We start from the raw sequence: 15,320 nt of genomic DNA, 5'->3' as shown, positions 1-15,320 counted from the left end.
CTTGATTTAAGTCTTTAGTCTTTCATTCTCACTTTTTTAGTTGCTCTTTTTTGTTCATAATTTAAACTTTCATTTAACTGCTCAATAAAAGAGTTATTAAAAAAGGCAGTGTCATACAGATTATATTTGCAACAAATAAACACCTATGAATTACATCACTGTTGAAAATGTTTCGAGAGCCTATGGAGAACGTGTATTGTTTGAAAACATTTCACTAGGGATTAATCAAGGACAAAAAATAGGGTTTGTTGCCAAAAATGGTCTAGGTAAAACATCATTACTTAACATTATTGCTCGACAAGAACAACCAGATAAAGGTCAAGTAAATTATAGAAATGGCCTTAAAACAGCATTTCTATCACAAGAACCTAATTTATCTGGAGAAATCACTATTGAACAAGCTATATTAGAAAGCGATATTCCTACTATTCGTATTACCAACGAATACGAGAAAGCCCTTCAAAATCCAGAAGATACAGAGAATCTTCAGAAGTGTATGGATGCAATGGATGCCGCAAACGCCTGGGATTTTGAAACCAAATACACGCAGATCTTAGCTAAACTAAAACTCAATGACCTAGATCAAAAGATTAAAAAATTGAGCGGTGGCCAAAAAAAACGAGTTGCAATGGCCATAGCTTTATTATCAGATCCACAACTTCTTATACTTGATGAACCCACTAACCATCTAGACCTTGAAATGATAGAATGGTTAGAAGAGTTTTTTAAACAAGAAGATTACACTCTTTTAATGGTAACCCATGATAGGTATTTTTTAGATAGAGTGTGCAATGAAATTATAGAACTAGATCAAGGGAATTTGTACACTTATAAAGGAAACTATGGATATTATGTTGAAAAAAAACAAGAACGTTTAGATCTAGAACAAACTACTCAAGAAAAAGCTCAGCAGTTATTTAAAAAAGAACTCAATTGGATGCGCAGACAGCCCAAAGCTAGAACCACCAAATCCAAAAGCAGAATTGACGATTTCTACAAGATAAAAGAAGTAGCTCATAAAAGACGTAAGGATCACATTGTAGAGTTAGAGATAAACATGCAGCGATTAGGCACCAAGGTTGTCGAGCTACATAAAATATCAAAATCCTTTGGTGACAAGCGTATTTTTAACGAATTCTCTTACAACTTCAAGCGTGGTGAAAGAGTAGGTATCATTGGAAAAAACGGAACAGGAAAATCCACCTTTTTAAACATGCTTACTGGAAATCTTCCTACTGATTCTGGCAAAGTGGTTATTGGTGAAACTGTAAAAATAGGATACTACACACAGGCTGGTATTAACATCAAACCAGGACAGAAGGTTATTGATGTGATTAAAGAATATGGCGAGTATATTCCCTTGAATAAAGGAAAAATAATAAGTGCCAGTCAACTACTTGAAAGATTCCTGTTTGACAACAAGAAAAAGCACGATTTTGTAGAAAAACTTTCTGGTGGTGAACGTAAAAGATTGTACTTGTGTACCATTCTTATTCAAAACCCTAATTTTCTAATCCTAGATGAACCTACAAATGATCTGGACATACCTACCTTGAATGTTCTAGAAAATTTTCTTATGGACTATCCAGGATGTATTCTTGTTGTTAGCCATGATCGATATTTTATGGATAAAATTGTTGATCACCTGTTTGTTTTCAATCCATCAGGAACGATAACAGATTTCCCTGGTAACTACAGCGACTTCCGCACTTATGTTGGTTCCACAAATATAGAATTAGACAAAGAGAAGAAAGAAAGTGAACCTGCCCTTATAAAAGAGACCTCAACTAGATCAAATACAGAAAATTCAAAAGGACCTAGTCGAGAACAACAAAAACAACTATCCCGATTAGAAAACAAGATCAAGAAATTAGAAGAACAAAAACAACGATTACAAAACAGTTTCTTGGATCCAGAAATCACTCCAGAATCCATGACTGCAAACTCTATTGAGTTGGAAAAAATCAAAGAAGAACTCGAGGAAATAGAGATGGAATGGCTTGAGTTAAGTGAGGAAATCAGTTCGATGTAGTTTAATGGTGTTTCTTAACTACATTCCTCATTTGCTTAAATCCGTTCATTTACACGGGATTCATTCTCCTTTTATTTTCGATTTTCAGCATCAATGTTTGTATGACAAAAAAAGATACCAGGAGTACGATGAGCTTTTACGCTTTCGCGAAAGCGTAAAAAACCACAAACAAATTTTAAAAGTTGAAGACTTCGGTGCAGGAAGTAGGATTTTTAAGAATAATATTAGGAAAACGGATGAAATCTTAAGACACAACTGTAGCACAATAAATAAGACAAAAATTCTTTTTAGAATTGCTCGTTATTTCAAGATTGAAAATGCACTGGAACTAGGTACTTCCTTGGGTCTAGGATCTCACGCCCTTTCTACAGCACAACCTAAAGCCTTAATAGATACAGTAGAAGGATCAAAAGAAGTATCACAATTTACGAGTGAACGACTTAAAAATCACCTTAACGTTAAGGTTCATAACAATCAATTTTTAGATTTTCTACACAGCGATAAGTGTAAACCTAAATACGACCTTATCTTCTTAGATGGTCATCATGATGGCACAGCTACCGTAGCTTATTTTAACGAGCTATTAAAACACAGTCATGATCAAACTATTTTTATATTAGATGATATCAATTGGTCAAAAGACATGAATGCCGCTTGGAAAACACTACAAAAACATCCTAGAGTAACAGCAAGTATTGACACTTTCAAATGGGGTTTTATCTGGACAAGACCAGAACAGCGACAACAATCTTTTCATATTTTTTTGTAACAACATTTTCCTATATACGTCCTATATTTAGCAGTAAGAAAAATACATATGAGTGAAAATGTCATTGAGGTAAAAAATATAATACGTGATTTTAAACTAGGTCAAGAAACCGTTCACGTTCTTAAGGGAATAAATTTAGATATCAAAAAAGGTGATTATGTCGCCCTTATGGGACCATCAGGTAGTGGAAAATCTACCTTCATGAATTTGTTAGGTTGTTTAGACACGCCTACATCTGGAGAGTACCTTTTAAATGGCACCGCTGTTTCTAGCCTTAATGACAATCAACTAGCAGACATACGAAATAGTGAGATAGGATTCGTCTTTCAAACCTTTAATCTACTGCCACGTACCACAGCTCTTGACAACGTAGCTCTTCCTATGGTGTATGCAGGAAAATCTAAAAAAGATAGACACGCACGAGCTAGCGAAGTGCTTAAAAGTGTAGGTCTTGAAGATAGAATGGATCACAAACCCAATCAGTTATCCGGTGGACAAAGACAAAGAGTAGCAGTTGCCCGCGCTCTTGTAAATAAACCTTCCATCATTCTAGCTGATGAACCTACAGGTAATCTAGATTCAAAAACCAGTGTTGAAATCATGGCCTTATTTGATGAAATTCATGCTAATGGTAACACAGTTATTCTAGTAACTCATGAGGAAGACATTGCAGAACACGCGCACCGAGTGATACGTTTAAGAGACGGATTAATTGAAAGCGACATTAGAAATCCTAAATAAAAAATGGAAGATTTTTTCTCAAATACAAAAGACTGGATCTACATAATAGCTGTAGTAGTTGCTTTCTTCATTTTTTTAGGCTGGAATCGCAAACAGCAAGCAAATAGAAATTCTAGAAAAAGAAGGGATTTTAAAAAATCCTTTAATGAAAAGAAAAAAGATCGAGACTCGTTAAACTAACATGGATACTATTCTTGGACAAGAAAGATTATTCAATTTACTTAGTAAGCTTGACAATAAATACAGCAATCTATATTTAATAAAAGGAAACATAAAAAGCCCGTATAATTAGCATTATACGGGCTTCATCATCTTAACTAACCAACTTATTTCTTATTCAAGAAATCGTTTACTTGTTCTGGTGCCATGATAGCACTTACAAAAGTATAGGCACCTGTCTTAGGCGATTTAACCATTTTGATCGCCTTAGTTAATCTTTTTGACCCAGTTTGAAGAGTCGCTACTGATTTCTTTGCCATGTCTTACTTATTTAATTTCTTTATGAACAGTCATGCGCTTTAAGATCGGGTTGAACTTTTTAAGCTCTAAACGATCTGGCGTATTCTTTTTATTCTTTGTAGTGATGTAACGAGAAGTTCCAGGTTGCCCAGTAGCTTTGTGCTCAGTACACTCTAGAATTACTTGTATTCTATTACCTTTCTTTGCCATCTTATCTAATCTTTATGAATTACTTAGTTAAGATTCCCGCAGCACGAGCTTCTTTCACTACTTGAGTAATTCCTTTTTTATTGATATTCTTAATTGCCTTAGCAGAAACTTTTAAAGTAATCCACTTATCTTCCTCTGGTAGATAAAATTTCTTCTTGAAAAGATTAACGTTAAACTTGCGCTTAGTCTTATTCATAGCGTGAGAAACATTGTTTCCTACCATCGCCTTCTTACCAGTAAGTTCACAAACTCGTGACATGATTATCTGTGTTTAAAATCGGACTGCAAAATAACGAATATTTATTCAATCCCACAAGTATAATTTACAAGCTTTTTAATATTTCCTGCTGTAACATCTCAAAAGCTTTATTTACAGACTTTTGCACAACTCGTTCTCTATGATTTCCCATAAAAAATTCCATTGCATAGGTATTAGTTGGTGTAGCGATTCCTATAAACACTGTTCCTACTTGCGCATCACTATCTCCTTTAGATGGACCAGCATTTCCTGTAGTAGCAATTGCATAATCACTTTTGAAAATCTTCTGTGCTGCAGCTGCCATAGCTTGTGCAACAGGAGCACTTACAACAGAATGTTTTTCTATAATAGATGCATCTACGCCTAACACATCAACCTTGGACTGAGTAGCGTATGTTACAGTACTACCTTTGAATATTTGGCTCGCTCCAGGAATTTCAGTCAATAGATTAGCAATTTTACCACCGGTACAACTTTCGGCAGTGGACAATGATTTTCCTGACTTTTTAAATAATTCGGTTACTTGAACTGCCAGTGAATCATCATTCCCTTCACCTACTACAATATCTCCTATAAGCTCGTATAATCGCTCTACCTGTGAATCAACTCGTTGTTTAACTTCTTCTTCTTGCGCTCCTATACATGACAATCTTAACCTTACAGTACCTAGTGATGGTAAATAAGCTAGTTTAATATCTAGAGGTAAAGCATTTTCCCAATCTGCAATTTTAGTAGCAATGGTGCTCTCTCCTACTCCAGCAGTAATTATAGTACGATGGTAAATAAATGGTAGGTTACCTATTTTTTTAATTTCAGGCAACACATGCTCACTCATCAAGTGCTTCATTTCAAAAGGAACTCCAGGCATTGAAATAAATATAGTATTATTCCTTTCTAACCACATTCCAGGAGCGGTCCCATAACTATTTTTAAGCAATTTTGCTTTTGATGGTACTAGTGCTTGATTCTCGTTTAAAGCCTCCATCGGCTTTTTGACATAATGCTCAAACAAATACTTGACATGCTCCAGCACTTCTTCATTTTTGACTAGAGTGTCATCAAAGTACTCAGCCAGTGTAAGCTTGGTCACGTCATCTTTAGTAGGCCCCAAACCACCTGTAATGAGCACGATATCTGATTGTGATTCCGCTTTCGCGAAAGCGGATATCATAGAATCCTTATCGTCACTAGTAGTTATTATCTCATTGACTTGAACTCCAATTTTATTAAGTTCTTGTGCCATCCAAGCAGAATTAGTATCTACTATCTGACCTATTAAGATTTCATCTCCAACTGTGATGAGCGTTGCCAGCATATTATTTTACTTTAATGCGGAACATTTCATGACCTGCTAATGTTCCTGTAAGTACGTCGTTCTCTTGAACTCTAGAAACTCCTGCTGGAGTTCCAGTAAAAATCAAATCGCCTATTTTAAGAGTGAAATACTGAGATACATAAGCTATGAGCTCATCTATTTTCCATAGCATGTGAGACGTATCTCCATCTTGCTGCAGTTGCTCATTTTTATATAACTGAAATTTTAGATTATCGAGATCTCCTAGATTTTCCTTGTTTATAAAATCGCGTGATACCACAGCAGCTCCATCAAATGCTTTAGCCTTTTCCCATGGTAGTCCCTTTTTCTTGCAATTGGATTGTACGTCACGAGCTGTAAAATCGATTCCTAATCCCACTTCGTCATAATATTTATGAGCGAATTGAGGTTCAATATACTTACCTATTCGATTGATTTTTACAACAACCTCTACCTCATGGTGTACGTCGTTTGTCCATTCTGGTATAAAGAAAGGTTGTTTGTGTAATAAGATTGAAGTATCTGGTTTAAGAAACACTACAGGCTCTGCAGGCTTTTCATTTTCGAGCTCGGCGATGTGTTCCGTATAATTTCTCCCTATGCAAATAATTTTCATATTACTTACGACTATAATTAGGAGCTTCTTTAGTAATTGTCACATCATGAGGATGACTTTCGTGAACACCGGCGGCAGTTATTTTAACGAACTTCCCACTTGATTTAAGAGCATGGATATCTCCTGCACCACAATAACCCATTCCAGCTCGCAAGCCTCCTATAAATTGCGTCATGCTTTCAACTAGATCTCCTTTAAAAGGAACTCTTCCTACGATTCCTTCAGGAACTAGTTTTTTAATATCATCTTCTACATCTTGGAAATATCGGTCTTTGGAACCGTGTTGCATAGCTTCAACCGATCCCATTCCACGATAAGATTTAAATTTACGTCCGTCGTAAATAATGGTTTCACCAGGAGACTCTGTCGTTCCTGCTAGTAATGAACCTAGCATTACACAGTCTGCTCCTGCTGCGATAGCTTTTGGAATATCTCCTGTATAGCGTATTCCACCATCGGCTATAACCGGAACTCCTGTTCCTTTTAATGCATGAGCTACTTCCATCACCGCACTTAGTTGAGGAAAACCTACACCTGCCACCACTCGAGTGGTACATATAGAACCTGGCCCTATACCAACTTTGACTGCATCGGCACCAGCATCAGCAAGATATTTAGCAGCCTCACCAGTAGCTACATTACCGACAACCACATCTAGATCAGGAAATTGCTTTTTTACAGTTTTTAATACTTCAACCACACCTTTTGTATGCCCATGTGCTGTATCAATTACAACAGCGTCAACTCCTGCTTTTACTAATGCAGCAGCTCTATCTACAGCATCATGTGTAACACCTATTGCAGCTGCCACTCTTAACCTACCGTACTCATCCTTATTGGCATTAGGTTTTAACGTAAGTTTTGTGATATCTCTAAAAGTAATAAGACCGATCAATTTATTATCATCGTCAACTACTAGTAGCTTTTCAATTTTGTGTTCTTGTAGAATTTCCTCAGCATCTTCAAGGCTGGTACCTTGTTTTGCAGTGATTAAATTTTCTGAAGTCATTACCTCAGTTACAGGTTTTTCGTTATCCTTTTCAAACCTTAGATCTCTATTAGTAACGATTCCTTTTATAAACCCTTGTTCATCAACAATAGGAATACCTCCAATTGAATGCTCACGCATACTTGCTTTAGCATCGCCTATTGTTGCTTCAATAGTTAATGTAACAGGATCGATAATCATTCCGCTTTCCGCACGTTTCACACGACGTACTTTTTGAGCTTGCGCTTCTATAGTCATGTTTTTATGCAATACTCCGATTCCTCCTTCTTGCGCCATTGCAATAGCCATGCGGCTTTCAGTAACTGTATCCATAGCAGCACTTACAACTGGAGTATTGAGCGATATGTTACGTGTAAATTGGGTTTTAATACTTACCTCTCTAGGTAAAACCTCACTGTATGCCGGAACAAGAAGAACATCGTCATATGTAAGTCCTTCTCCTAAAAATTTTGAATCGTGGGAAATCATGCAATTAGAATTAATTGCATGCAAATATAGTTAATTAATTTGTGCTTTAGATATGTAAAGAAGGACCTTTTAGTTGTTTGATATTGTAGAAGATAATTAGCTTTTATAAGCTAATATATTAGACAACAAATCTTGACAGTTACTGGTATTTTGGAAAAATTGATCGTCCACAAGTATCAAAATAGATAATAATTTGACGGGCATGAGCTTTAGAAATTATAAATACTAATGCAATAAATACCTGTACTAGAGCAAAACATTGAAATTAAAACACTACTTATCAGCAACTTAAAAAATAAACCTAAAAAAAACTAAATTATCTTTATTTATTCTAAATAAGGGTAATATTTTTGCATGCAATTATTTTAATTAAGTCTAAATTATATTAAATGAAATTTATTCCTAAACTTCTTCTTGCTGCTGCAACAGCTACGATGATAATAAGCTGTGATAATGATGATGATACAATCACAAGTGTAAACGCTCCTAGTAATTATTCGTTTGAAAGAAATGGACAAACTAGTGTTTCATATTCTGGTCAAACTGATAGAATACTTATGGCCGAGGAAGTTCTAGATGGATTGAAAGACCCTTCTACATCTTTAAATACATTACAGGCTCAATTTGACCATACTCAAGGGCAAAACAACTTTTCTGACCCTGCTTTGAATTCCAGTACAAAAAGTGTGCGTTCCAAAGTAGCTGCTAGTTCTGACTATTTCTCTTCTAACTCTGTAGATCAATCTAGCATAAGAGCTGATTTTGATGGTTGGATTTCAAGTCAGGTAAACGAATTATACGATAACGGCGCATGGGTAAGCACAACAGCTAGCCCTGGTGTGGCCGGACAATTACAGGAAGCTGGTGGTGGAACCGTAAGATACTTTAATGAAGATGGTCTAGAATATGATCAAGCAGTAGCTAAAGGTTTAATAGGTGCTTTGATGGCTGATCAAATTCTTAATAATTATCTATCAACATCTGTATTAGATGCGGGAACAAATCGCGAAGACAATACTAACGGTGTATTGGTAACTGATAAGAACTACACCAATATGGAGCATAAGTGGGATGAAGCGTTTGGATACTTATATGGTGTTGACAATGCGTTAAACCCAGTTCTAGATGTTGATTCATTTTTAAATAAGTATTTGGAAAGAACAGAAGGAGATGCAGACTTTACTGGTATCGCTCAAGATATCTATGACGCATTCAAATTAGGTAGAGCTGCCATCGTAGCTGGTGATTATGATCTTAGAGATCAACAAGCCAATATTATTAGAGAAAAAGTTTCTACGGTGATTGCTAGAATGGCTGTTTTCTATCTAATTGATGGTAAAGAAACTCGAGGTGCAAATCCAGCTGCTGGACTACACGATTTATCAGAAGGATTTGGTTTTATCTACAGCCTACAATTTACTAGACAACCTAATAGTGAAATACCATATTTCTCTAAAACAGAAGTGGATGCATTTATTAACACACTGCTGGAAGGTAATGGTTTTTGGGATCTAACAGATGCTGAGATTGACGCTATGGCAGCTGATATTGCTTCAAGATTTGACTTTACTGTTGAAGAAGCACACAATTAATTAGATTATTAGTAATAACTCATCTATCCAACCGACGTAGAACTAAAATTTATAAAGTACCATTATAACAATATGAAAAAAATTGGAATTTTATTCATTACAATGATTGCTTTTATATCATGCGATTCTAGTGATGATTCTAGTGATAACGGTAATCAAAATAACTTTGATAGGTCTGGAATGATGACGAATATTGCTGATAATTTAATCATTCCTGCATTCACAGATTTAAACAATGATTTAGCCATACTGGAAAATGAAATAGCAAGCTTTAGCACTTCACCAGATCTTGCTGGTTTAAATGCGACTAGAACAGCATGGTTAAATGCCTATACAACCTGGCAGTATGTTGAGATGTATAACATTGGAAAAGCTGAAGAGGTTCAACTAGCTTTTAAAATGAATGTTTATCCAACGAATGTAACAGATATTCAAAACAACATTTTAGATGGAAATGCCGATTTGAATGCTGTAAATAATAATGATGCTGTTGGTTTTCCTGCTGTTGAATATATGATATACGGAACAGGAAATGATGATCAGGAGATTATAGACTTTTATACTACTGATAGTAATGCTAGTCTTAACAAGCAATATTTAATTGATCTGTCGGCAGCCATGAAATCTCTTACTCAGGAAGTTCTTGATGATTGGAATAACGGTTTTAGAGATTCATTTGTGAATAGTACAGAAAATACAGCTACTAGCGTATTGAACAGACTGGTTAATGATTTCATTTTTTATTATGAAAAAGGATTAAGAGCAAACAAAATAGGGATTCCAGCAGGAATATTTTCTAGCAGTTCTTTACCAGATCGTGTAGAAGGGTTATACAGTGAAGTATATAGTAAACAACTAGCGACAACAGCTTTAAACGCTGTTAGACAGTTTTTTACAGGACAACACTACAACAGCTCAACTACAGGATTAAGCCTATCAGATTATGTTATGGCTAGTGAAACCGATGCCAACAATTCTTTGTCTACAGAGATAAGTAATCAGTTCGAAACTGCACAAAATCAATTGAGTACTCTTGACGCTAATCTTTCATCTCAAGTGAACACCAATAATACTGCAATGTTGCAAACTTATGATGAATTGCAAAGAGCTGTAGTATTACTAAAAGTTGACATGTTACAGTTATTAAACATTAATGTTGATTATGTTGATGCCGATGGTGATTAACAAAATGTAAAACTATCAAGTGATAAAAGCTGATTTTCTTTCAACAAGTTAGAAAATCAGCTTTTACTTTTGCAGCCCATGAAAGAACAGATTAAATCCTATTTATTACAACCTACAAATTCAGCGCCACTGGCTGTTTTTAGGATAGGATTTGGTATAATGATGTTTTTAAGTATTATACGATTTTGGAGTAATGGCTGGATTGAAAAACTATATCTAGAACCTAAATTTCATTTTTCCTATTACGGGTTTGAATGGGTAAAACCATTGGGTAATTTTACTTACCTCATTTTCTTCATTTGTGGTTTAAGCGCTCTCTTTGTAGCGCTAGGCTGGAAATACAAATGGGCAATCGTCACGTTTTTCCTGAGTTTTACTTACATAGAACTTATGGATAAAACTACTTATCTCAATCATTATTATTTTATTAGTGTAGTCAGTTTTGTACTTATTTTTTTGCCTGCTGGTAGACGATTTAGTATTGATAATTACGCTTTCGCGAAAGCGAATAAAAAACCATCACCACACTCCATTCCTCGATGGAGCATATTGAGCTTAAAAGTATTGATATCGATAGTGTATTTTTATGCTGGTCTGGCCAAAATTAATTCTGATTGGTTACTGCGAGCAATGCCATTAAAAATCTGGCTAAAATCTAAATATGATCTTGCGTTTATTGGCGAAAACTTAATGCAGCAGGATTGGTTCTATTACGCCATGAGCTGGTCTGGTATGTTATACGATTTAACCATTCCATTCCTTCTATTATATAAAAGAACAAGGTGGTTTGCTTATATATTGGTTATCATTTTCCATGTATTCACACGAGTTTTATTTCCAATCGGCATGTTCCCTTATGTAATGATTGTGAGTGCTCTCATCTTTTTTGACGCATCATTCCACGAGCAAGTACTAGCTTTAATCAAGAACATAATACCTGAAAAAATAAAACACTGGATCAAACCTAAACCGATATCTTATAAACCATCACGAGTAAACTTGATCGTTGTGAGCACCGTAATAGCTATACAACTGCTACTACCATTTAGACATTTACTATATCCCGGAGAGTTATTCTGGCACGAACAAGGTTTTAGATTTTCATGGCGTGTGATGTTGATTGAAAAGGTAGGTTACACCTCTTTTAAGGTCTTAGACAAAAAATCGGGAGATAGTTTTATGGTGGACAACACTGATTTTTTGAGTTCGTTCCAAATTAAACAAATGAGTTTTCAACCTGATTTTATCCTAGAATACGCTCATTTTTTAGAGGATCATTTTACCAAACAAGGCCATTCTAATATTGCTATCTATGTAGATAGTTATGTAGCACTTAATGGTAGGAGAAGCACTAGGTTTATTGATCCTGAAGTAGACTTGACCAAGGAAAAAGAATCATTTAAAAACAAAAACTGGATAATTCCATTTAATGATGAGATTAAAGGCTTATAGTTATATCATAGCGTTGTTGTTACCTCTTGCAGTTATATCACAAACAAGTGTAACTGGTATCATCACTTCTGTTGATACTGGTAAACCTGTTGCAGGTGTTACCATCTATGAAAAAACAGGAAAAACTCTTGCTACTACAAATATTAAGGGTGAGTATAATTTCATAACTGAGCAACAAGTTCTTGAAGTGGTTTTGTATGCATTTGAATATGAAAGTGTTGAGACAACGATCGACCTCAATGAAAAAAGCACATTCAATTTTACCCTATCTCCGTTAGGATCTACACTAACTGAGGTTGAAATCAATGCACGAAAAGCGAAAATTTTTGAGCTTCAGCGTCTTAAAGATGTTGAAGGAACTTCTATATATGCCGGTAAAAAAAATGAGGTGGTTTTAGTTAATCAATCAACCGCTAATCTGGCATCCAACAACGCTAGACAAATATATGCTCAAGTAACTGGATTAAATATTTATCAAAATGATGATGCAGGATTACAATTAAACATTGGTGGTCGTGGATTAGACCCTAATAGAACATCAAATTTTAACACCAGGCAAAATGGTTATGATATAAGTGCTGATGTTCTAGGATACCCAGAAAGTTATTACGCACCACCTGCCGAAGGTCTAGAGCAAATTCAAATTATAAGAGGAGCCGCATCCTTACAATACGGTACTCAGTTTGGCGGATTAGTTAATTTCAAAATGAAATCTGCTCCAAAGAATAAAAAACTTGAACTAGTTACCAGAAACACAATAGGTAACAACGGCTTGTACACCAATTTCACAAGTGCCGGTGGTACTTTGAATAAGCTTAGTTATTACACCTATTTTAATTATAAAGAAGGTGATGGTTTTAGACCAAATTCCGGTTTTAATTCTCGTAATCTATTTACAAAATTAGGTTATGACTTTAATGATAAAACTAGCGTTACTGGTGAAGTAACCCTATTGAATTATATTGCCCAACAAGCAGGTGGACTTACCGATGCCATGTTTGAAGAAAATCCGTATCAAAGTAATCGAAGCAGAAACTGGTTTGAAGTAGATTGGTTACTTTGGAATTTGAGAATAGATCATAAGTTTTCAAATAGTACGAGGTTGAGTGCTAGTCTTTTCGGATTGGATGCCAGTAGAGATGCGTTAGGTTATCGCTCTAATAGAGTGAGCTCCATTGATCCTGGTGAGGAAAGAGATTTGATAAAAAACGATTTTAAAAATTATGGGATAGAACTAAAGTTTTTGACTGAATACAAATTAGCTGGAAAAAAGTCTATCCTTTTATTAGGTTCAAAATATTACAATGCAGACAATAGTTCGCAACAAGGTCCTGGAAGTGAAGGCAGTGATCCAAATTTTGAATTTCAGACAGACCGCTTTCCTAATTACCCTAATCAAAATGCCTACAGTAACCCTAATTTAAACCTGTCATTATTTGGTGAAAACATCTTCTACATTAATGATAAATGGTCTGTGACTCCAGGTTTTAGATTAGAATACATTAAAACAGAAAGTGATGGATTTTTTGAAAGAATCAATACCGATGCTGCAGGAAATGTAATATTGAGAGAACGGGTAAGTGAAGACTTAACTAACGAACGTAGCTTCTTATTAGTAGGAATAGGTTCCAGTTACAAGCTTAATAAAAACATCGAGTTTTATGGAAATTTCTCACAAAATTACCGATCTGTAACCTTTGCCGATATAAATACTGTCAACCCAGCATTTACAATTAATCCCAATATTTCTGACGAAAAAGGATTTACTGGTGATCTAGGAGTAAGAGGAAATTACAAGAATGTTTTTTCATACGATGCCAATATTTTTACCCTTTTCTACAACGACAGGATCGGATTTGTTCAACGTGCTCAAAATGATGGTAGTGTAAAAACAGAAAGAGGAAATGTAGGTAATGCCATCATATATGGTATAGAATCATTAGTTGATTTTAATCTAAACGAACTCTTCATTAAGAACAATTCTTATGTAGCAAATCTATTCTTCAATACATCGCTTATTCAGTCGGAATATGTATCTAGCGATGTTAATGGAATTGAAGGCAATGAATTGGAGTTTGTTCCTAGTTTAAACTTTAAAACCGGATTAAAATTTGGCTACAAAAACTTTACCTCTAGTATTCAGTTTACGCATTTATCACAACAATTTACCGATGCATCAAATGCTCAAGAAGGAAATCTTAGTGGTGTTATAGGTGCTATCCCTAGTTACCAAGTAATGGATGTATCAGCTAGTTATAAGTTAGGGCGTTTCAAGCTAGAAACAGGAATAAATAATCTATTTGATCAGGCGTATTTTACAAGGAGAGCAACAGGATATCCAGGACCAGGAATTATACCTAGTCCCAATCGCAATTACTATGCAACACTCGAGATTAAATTTTAATTTGGTTTGACAGCTTTAATCTCAAATATTAAAGGATAAAGTTGTTCGTTTAAATAAAACAGTTCATCATTACCCTTATACATATCGGGAAAGACTTCATAAGGACTTCCATCATGTTCATTAAAATAATCAATAGTCAACCCTGCATTTATAAGCGCTTGTATAACCTCACTTAATGAATGATTCCAGCCGTACTCTTTAGAAATCATATCAGATTTTGAAGAGCCATAGGTTCCTTGATATTCCTCGTAAATTACCTCTTGTTGACTATAATGATATTTCATAATTGCAGGTTTTGTGGTGTAGTCAAACATCCACGCAATGGGATGAAATTCTACGATATAAAAAATACCACCTTTATTAAGCCGCTGTGCGATCATTTGCGCCCAAGGCTTTAAATCTGGCAACCAGCCTATCACACCATAACTAGTAAACACAATATCAAATGTGTCATTCACATAGGAACTCGTGTCTAGAACATTACATCTTATAAAATTAGCTGGTAAGTTCAAATTTGCACTTAAATTTTTAGCAATTTCAATAGCCTCGTCCGATATATCTATGCCAGTCACATTTGCTCCTAGATGAACCCAGCTCAGTGAATCTTGACCAAAATGACATTGTAAATGAAGCATCGATTTCCCTGTTACATCACCTAGTGCTTTGATTTCATAAGAGTTCAATGAATTTTTCGCTTTCGCGAAAGCGTCCCTATCATAAAAATCTCCTTCATAATGTGCAATAGCCTTCTTATTCCAAGTGGCTCTATTCACATCAAAATATTCTTTCATATTGATAATATCAGACCT

The 15,320-nt window shown here is 35.2% G+C and carries 15 protein-coding genes; 8 read left to right on the top strand and 7 right to left on the bottom strand.

Annotated elements, in window-relative coordinates; translation table 11 throughout:
* Positions 1-145 precede the first annotated feature (145 nt).
* From AAT17_RS10765 to AAT17_RS13350, 4 genes are all read left to right on the top strand, one after another.
* Positions 146-2,032: an ABC-F family ATP-binding cassette domain-containing protein gene (locus tag AAT17_RS10765; RefSeq protein WP_060524254.1), complete on the top strand. Its 1,887-nt coding sequence runs from the start codon at positions 146-148 to the stop codon at positions 2,030-2,032.
* Positions 2,033-2,129: 97 nt separating this feature from the next.
* Positions 2,130-2,801 carry an O-methyltransferase gene (locus AAT17_RS10760; RefSeq protein WP_216598158.1) on the top strand — a complete coding sequence of 224 codons (672 nt, stop codon included), beginning with the start codon at positions 2,130-2,132 and terminating at the stop codon, positions 2,799-2,801.
* Positions 2,802-2,849: 48 nt separating this feature from the next.
* Positions 2,850-3,542, top strand: a complete 693-nt coding sequence (locus AAT17_RS10755) for an ABC transporter ATP-binding protein (protein WP_042277744.1) — start codon at positions 2,850-2,852, stop codon at positions 3,540-3,542.
* Positions 3,543-3,545: 3 nt separating this feature from the next.
* A complete protein-coding gene (locus tag AAT17_RS13350; RefSeq protein WP_157539265.1) occupies positions 3,546-3,722 on the top strand; it encodes a hypothetical protein in 177 nt (58 codons plus the stop codon).
* Between the two features lie 146 nt (positions 3,723-3,868).
* Here the strand turns inward: AAT17_RS13350 and AAT17_RS13210 are convergent, their stop codons facing one another.
* The 6 genes from AAT17_RS13210 to guaB form a co-directional block, all read right to left on the bottom strand.
* Entirely contained in the window at positions 3,869-4,021 is a 153-nt protein-coding gene (locus tag AAT17_RS13210) for a DUF4295 domain-containing protein (protein WP_082586952.1), read from the bottom strand.
* 7 nt (positions 4,022-4,028) lie between these two features.
* The gene (gene rpmG, locus AAT17_RS10750) at positions 4,029-4,211 is read right to left on the bottom strand and encodes a 50S ribosomal protein L33 (RefSeq protein WP_042277742.1); all 183 of its coding nucleotides are present in this window, start codon (positions 4,209-4,211) and stop codon (positions 4,029-4,031) included.
* Between the two features lie 19 nt (positions 4,212-4,230).
* Positions 4,231-4,470, bottom strand: a complete 240-nt coding sequence (gene rpmB, locus AAT17_RS10745) for a 50S ribosomal protein L28 (RefSeq protein WP_042277739.1) — start codon at positions 4,468-4,470, stop codon at positions 4,231-4,233.
* 64 nt (positions 4,471-4,534) lie between these two features.
* The gene (locus AAT17_RS10740; RefSeq protein WP_060524250.1) at positions 4,535-5,785 is read right to left on the bottom strand and encodes a CinA family nicotinamide mononucleotide deamidase-related protein; all 1,251 of its coding nucleotides are present in this window, start codon (positions 5,783-5,785) and stop codon (positions 4,535-4,537) included.
* 1 nt (position 5,786) lies between these two features.
* On the bottom strand, positions 5,787-6,401 hold the full coding sequence (locus tag AAT17_RS10735) for a fumarylacetoacetate hydrolase family protein (RefSeq protein WP_042277735.1): 615 nt from the start codon (positions 6,399-6,401) through the stop codon (positions 5,787-5,789).
* A 1-nt stretch (position 6,402) separates the two neighbouring features.
* Positions 6,403-7,878, bottom strand: a complete 1,476-nt coding sequence (gene guaB, locus AAT17_RS10730) for an IMP dehydrogenase (RefSeq protein WP_042277733.1) — start codon at positions 7,876-7,878, stop codon at positions 6,403-6,405.
* Positions 7,879-8,267: 389 nt separating this feature from the next.
* Here guaB and AAT17_RS10725 point away from each other — a divergent pair, with 389 nt between their 5' ends.
* The 4 genes from AAT17_RS10725 to AAT17_RS10710 all read left to right on the top strand — a co-directional run bounded on the left by AAT17_RS10725 (position 8,268) and on the right by AAT17_RS10710 (position 14,511).
* A complete protein-coding gene (locus AAT17_RS10725) occupies positions 8,268-9,470 on the top strand; it encodes a DUF4856 domain-containing protein (protein WP_367379276.1) in 1,203 nt (400 codons plus the stop codon).
* A gap of 72 nt (positions 9,471-9,542) precedes the next feature.
* Entirely contained in the window at positions 9,543-10,655 is a 1,113-nt protein-coding gene (locus AAT17_RS10720) for an imelysin family protein (RefSeq protein WP_060524248.1), read from the top strand.
* 78 nt (positions 10,656-10,733) lie between these two features.
* Entirely contained in the window at positions 10,734-12,107 is a 1,374-nt protein-coding gene (locus AAT17_RS10715; RefSeq protein WP_060524246.1) for an HTTM domain-containing protein, read from the top strand.
* A complete protein-coding gene (locus AAT17_RS10710; protein ID WP_367379275.1) occupies positions 12,085-14,511 on the top strand; it encodes a TonB-dependent receptor in 2,427 nt (808 codons plus the stop codon). The genes AAT17_RS10715 and AAT17_RS10710 overlap by 23 nt, the downstream gene beginning before the upstream one ends.
* On the opposite strand, the gene AAT17_RS10705 is transcribed toward AAT17_RS10710, so the two are convergent.
* Entirely contained in the window at positions 14,508-15,302 is a 795-nt protein-coding gene (locus tag AAT17_RS10705; protein WP_060524244.1) for a class I SAM-dependent methyltransferase, read from the bottom strand. The two genes, AAT17_RS10710 and AAT17_RS10705, sit on opposite strands and share 4 nt — an antisense overlap.
* Positions 15,303-15,320: the final 18 nt, after the last annotated feature.

Origin of the sequence: Nonlabens sp. MIC269 (genome assembly GCF_001430865.1) — a bacterium.
GTDB lineage: Bacteria > Bacteroidota > Bacteroidia > Flavobacteriales > Flavobacteriaceae > Nonlabens > Nonlabens tegetincola.
The sequence above is the reverse complement of the archived record's forward strand: the minus strand, read 5'-3'. Positions and strand labels throughout refer to the sequence as shown.

Bases quoted from the DNA above. Each gene is read 5' to 3' on its own strand.
- AAT17_RS10765 (WP_060524254.1), top strand. From the start codon at position 146: ATGAATTACATCACTGTTGAAAATGTTTCGAGAGCCTATGGAGAACGT.
- AAT17_RS10755 (WP_042277744.1), top strand. From the start codon at position 2,850: ATGAGTGAAAATGTCATTGAGGTAAAAAATATAATACGTGATTTTAAA.
- AAT17_RS13350 (WP_157539265.1), top strand. From the start codon at position 3,546: ATGGAAGATTTTTTCTCAAATACAAAAGACTGGATCTACATAATAGCT.
- AAT17_RS13210 (WP_082586952.1), bottom strand. From the start codon at position 4,021: ATGGCAAAGAAATCAGTAGCGACTCTTCAAACTGGGTCAAAAAGATTA.
- rpmG (WP_042277742.1), bottom strand. From the start codon at position 4,211: ATGGCAAAGAAAGGTAATAGAATACAAGTAATTCTAGAGTGTACTGAG.
- rpmB (WP_042277739.1), bottom strand. From the start codon at position 4,470: ATGTCACGAGTTTGTGAACTTACTGGTAAGAAGGCGATGGTAGGAAAC.
- AAT17_RS10740 (WP_060524250.1), bottom strand. From the start codon at position 5,785: ATGCTGGCAACGCTCATCACAGTTGGAGATGAAATCTTAATAGGTCAG.
- AAT17_RS10735 (WP_042277735.1), bottom strand. From the start codon at position 6,401: ATGAAAATTATTTGCATAGGGAGAAATTATACGGAACACATCGCCGAG.
- guaB (WP_042277733.1), bottom strand. From the start codon at position 7,878: ATGATTTCCCACGATTCAAAATTTTTAGGAGAAGGACTTACATATGAC.
- AAT17_RS10725 (WP_367379276.1), top strand. From the start codon at position 8,268: ATGAAATTTATTCCTAAACTTCTTCTTGCTGCTGCAACAGCTACGATG.
- AAT17_RS10720 (WP_060524248.1), top strand. From the start codon at position 9,543: ATGAAAAAAATTGGAATTTTATTCATTACAATGATTGCTTTTATATCA.
- AAT17_RS10715 (WP_060524246.1), top strand. From the start codon at position 10,734: ATGAAAGAACAGATTAAATCCTATTTATTACAACCTACAAATTCAGCG.
- AAT17_RS10710 (WP_367379275.1), top strand. From the start codon at position 12,085: ATGATGAGATTAAAGGCTTATAGTTATATCATAGCGTTGTTGTTACCT.
- AAT17_RS10705 (WP_060524244.1), bottom strand. From the start codon at position 15,302: ATGAAAGAATATTTTGATGTGAATAGAGCCACTTGGAATAAGAAGGCT.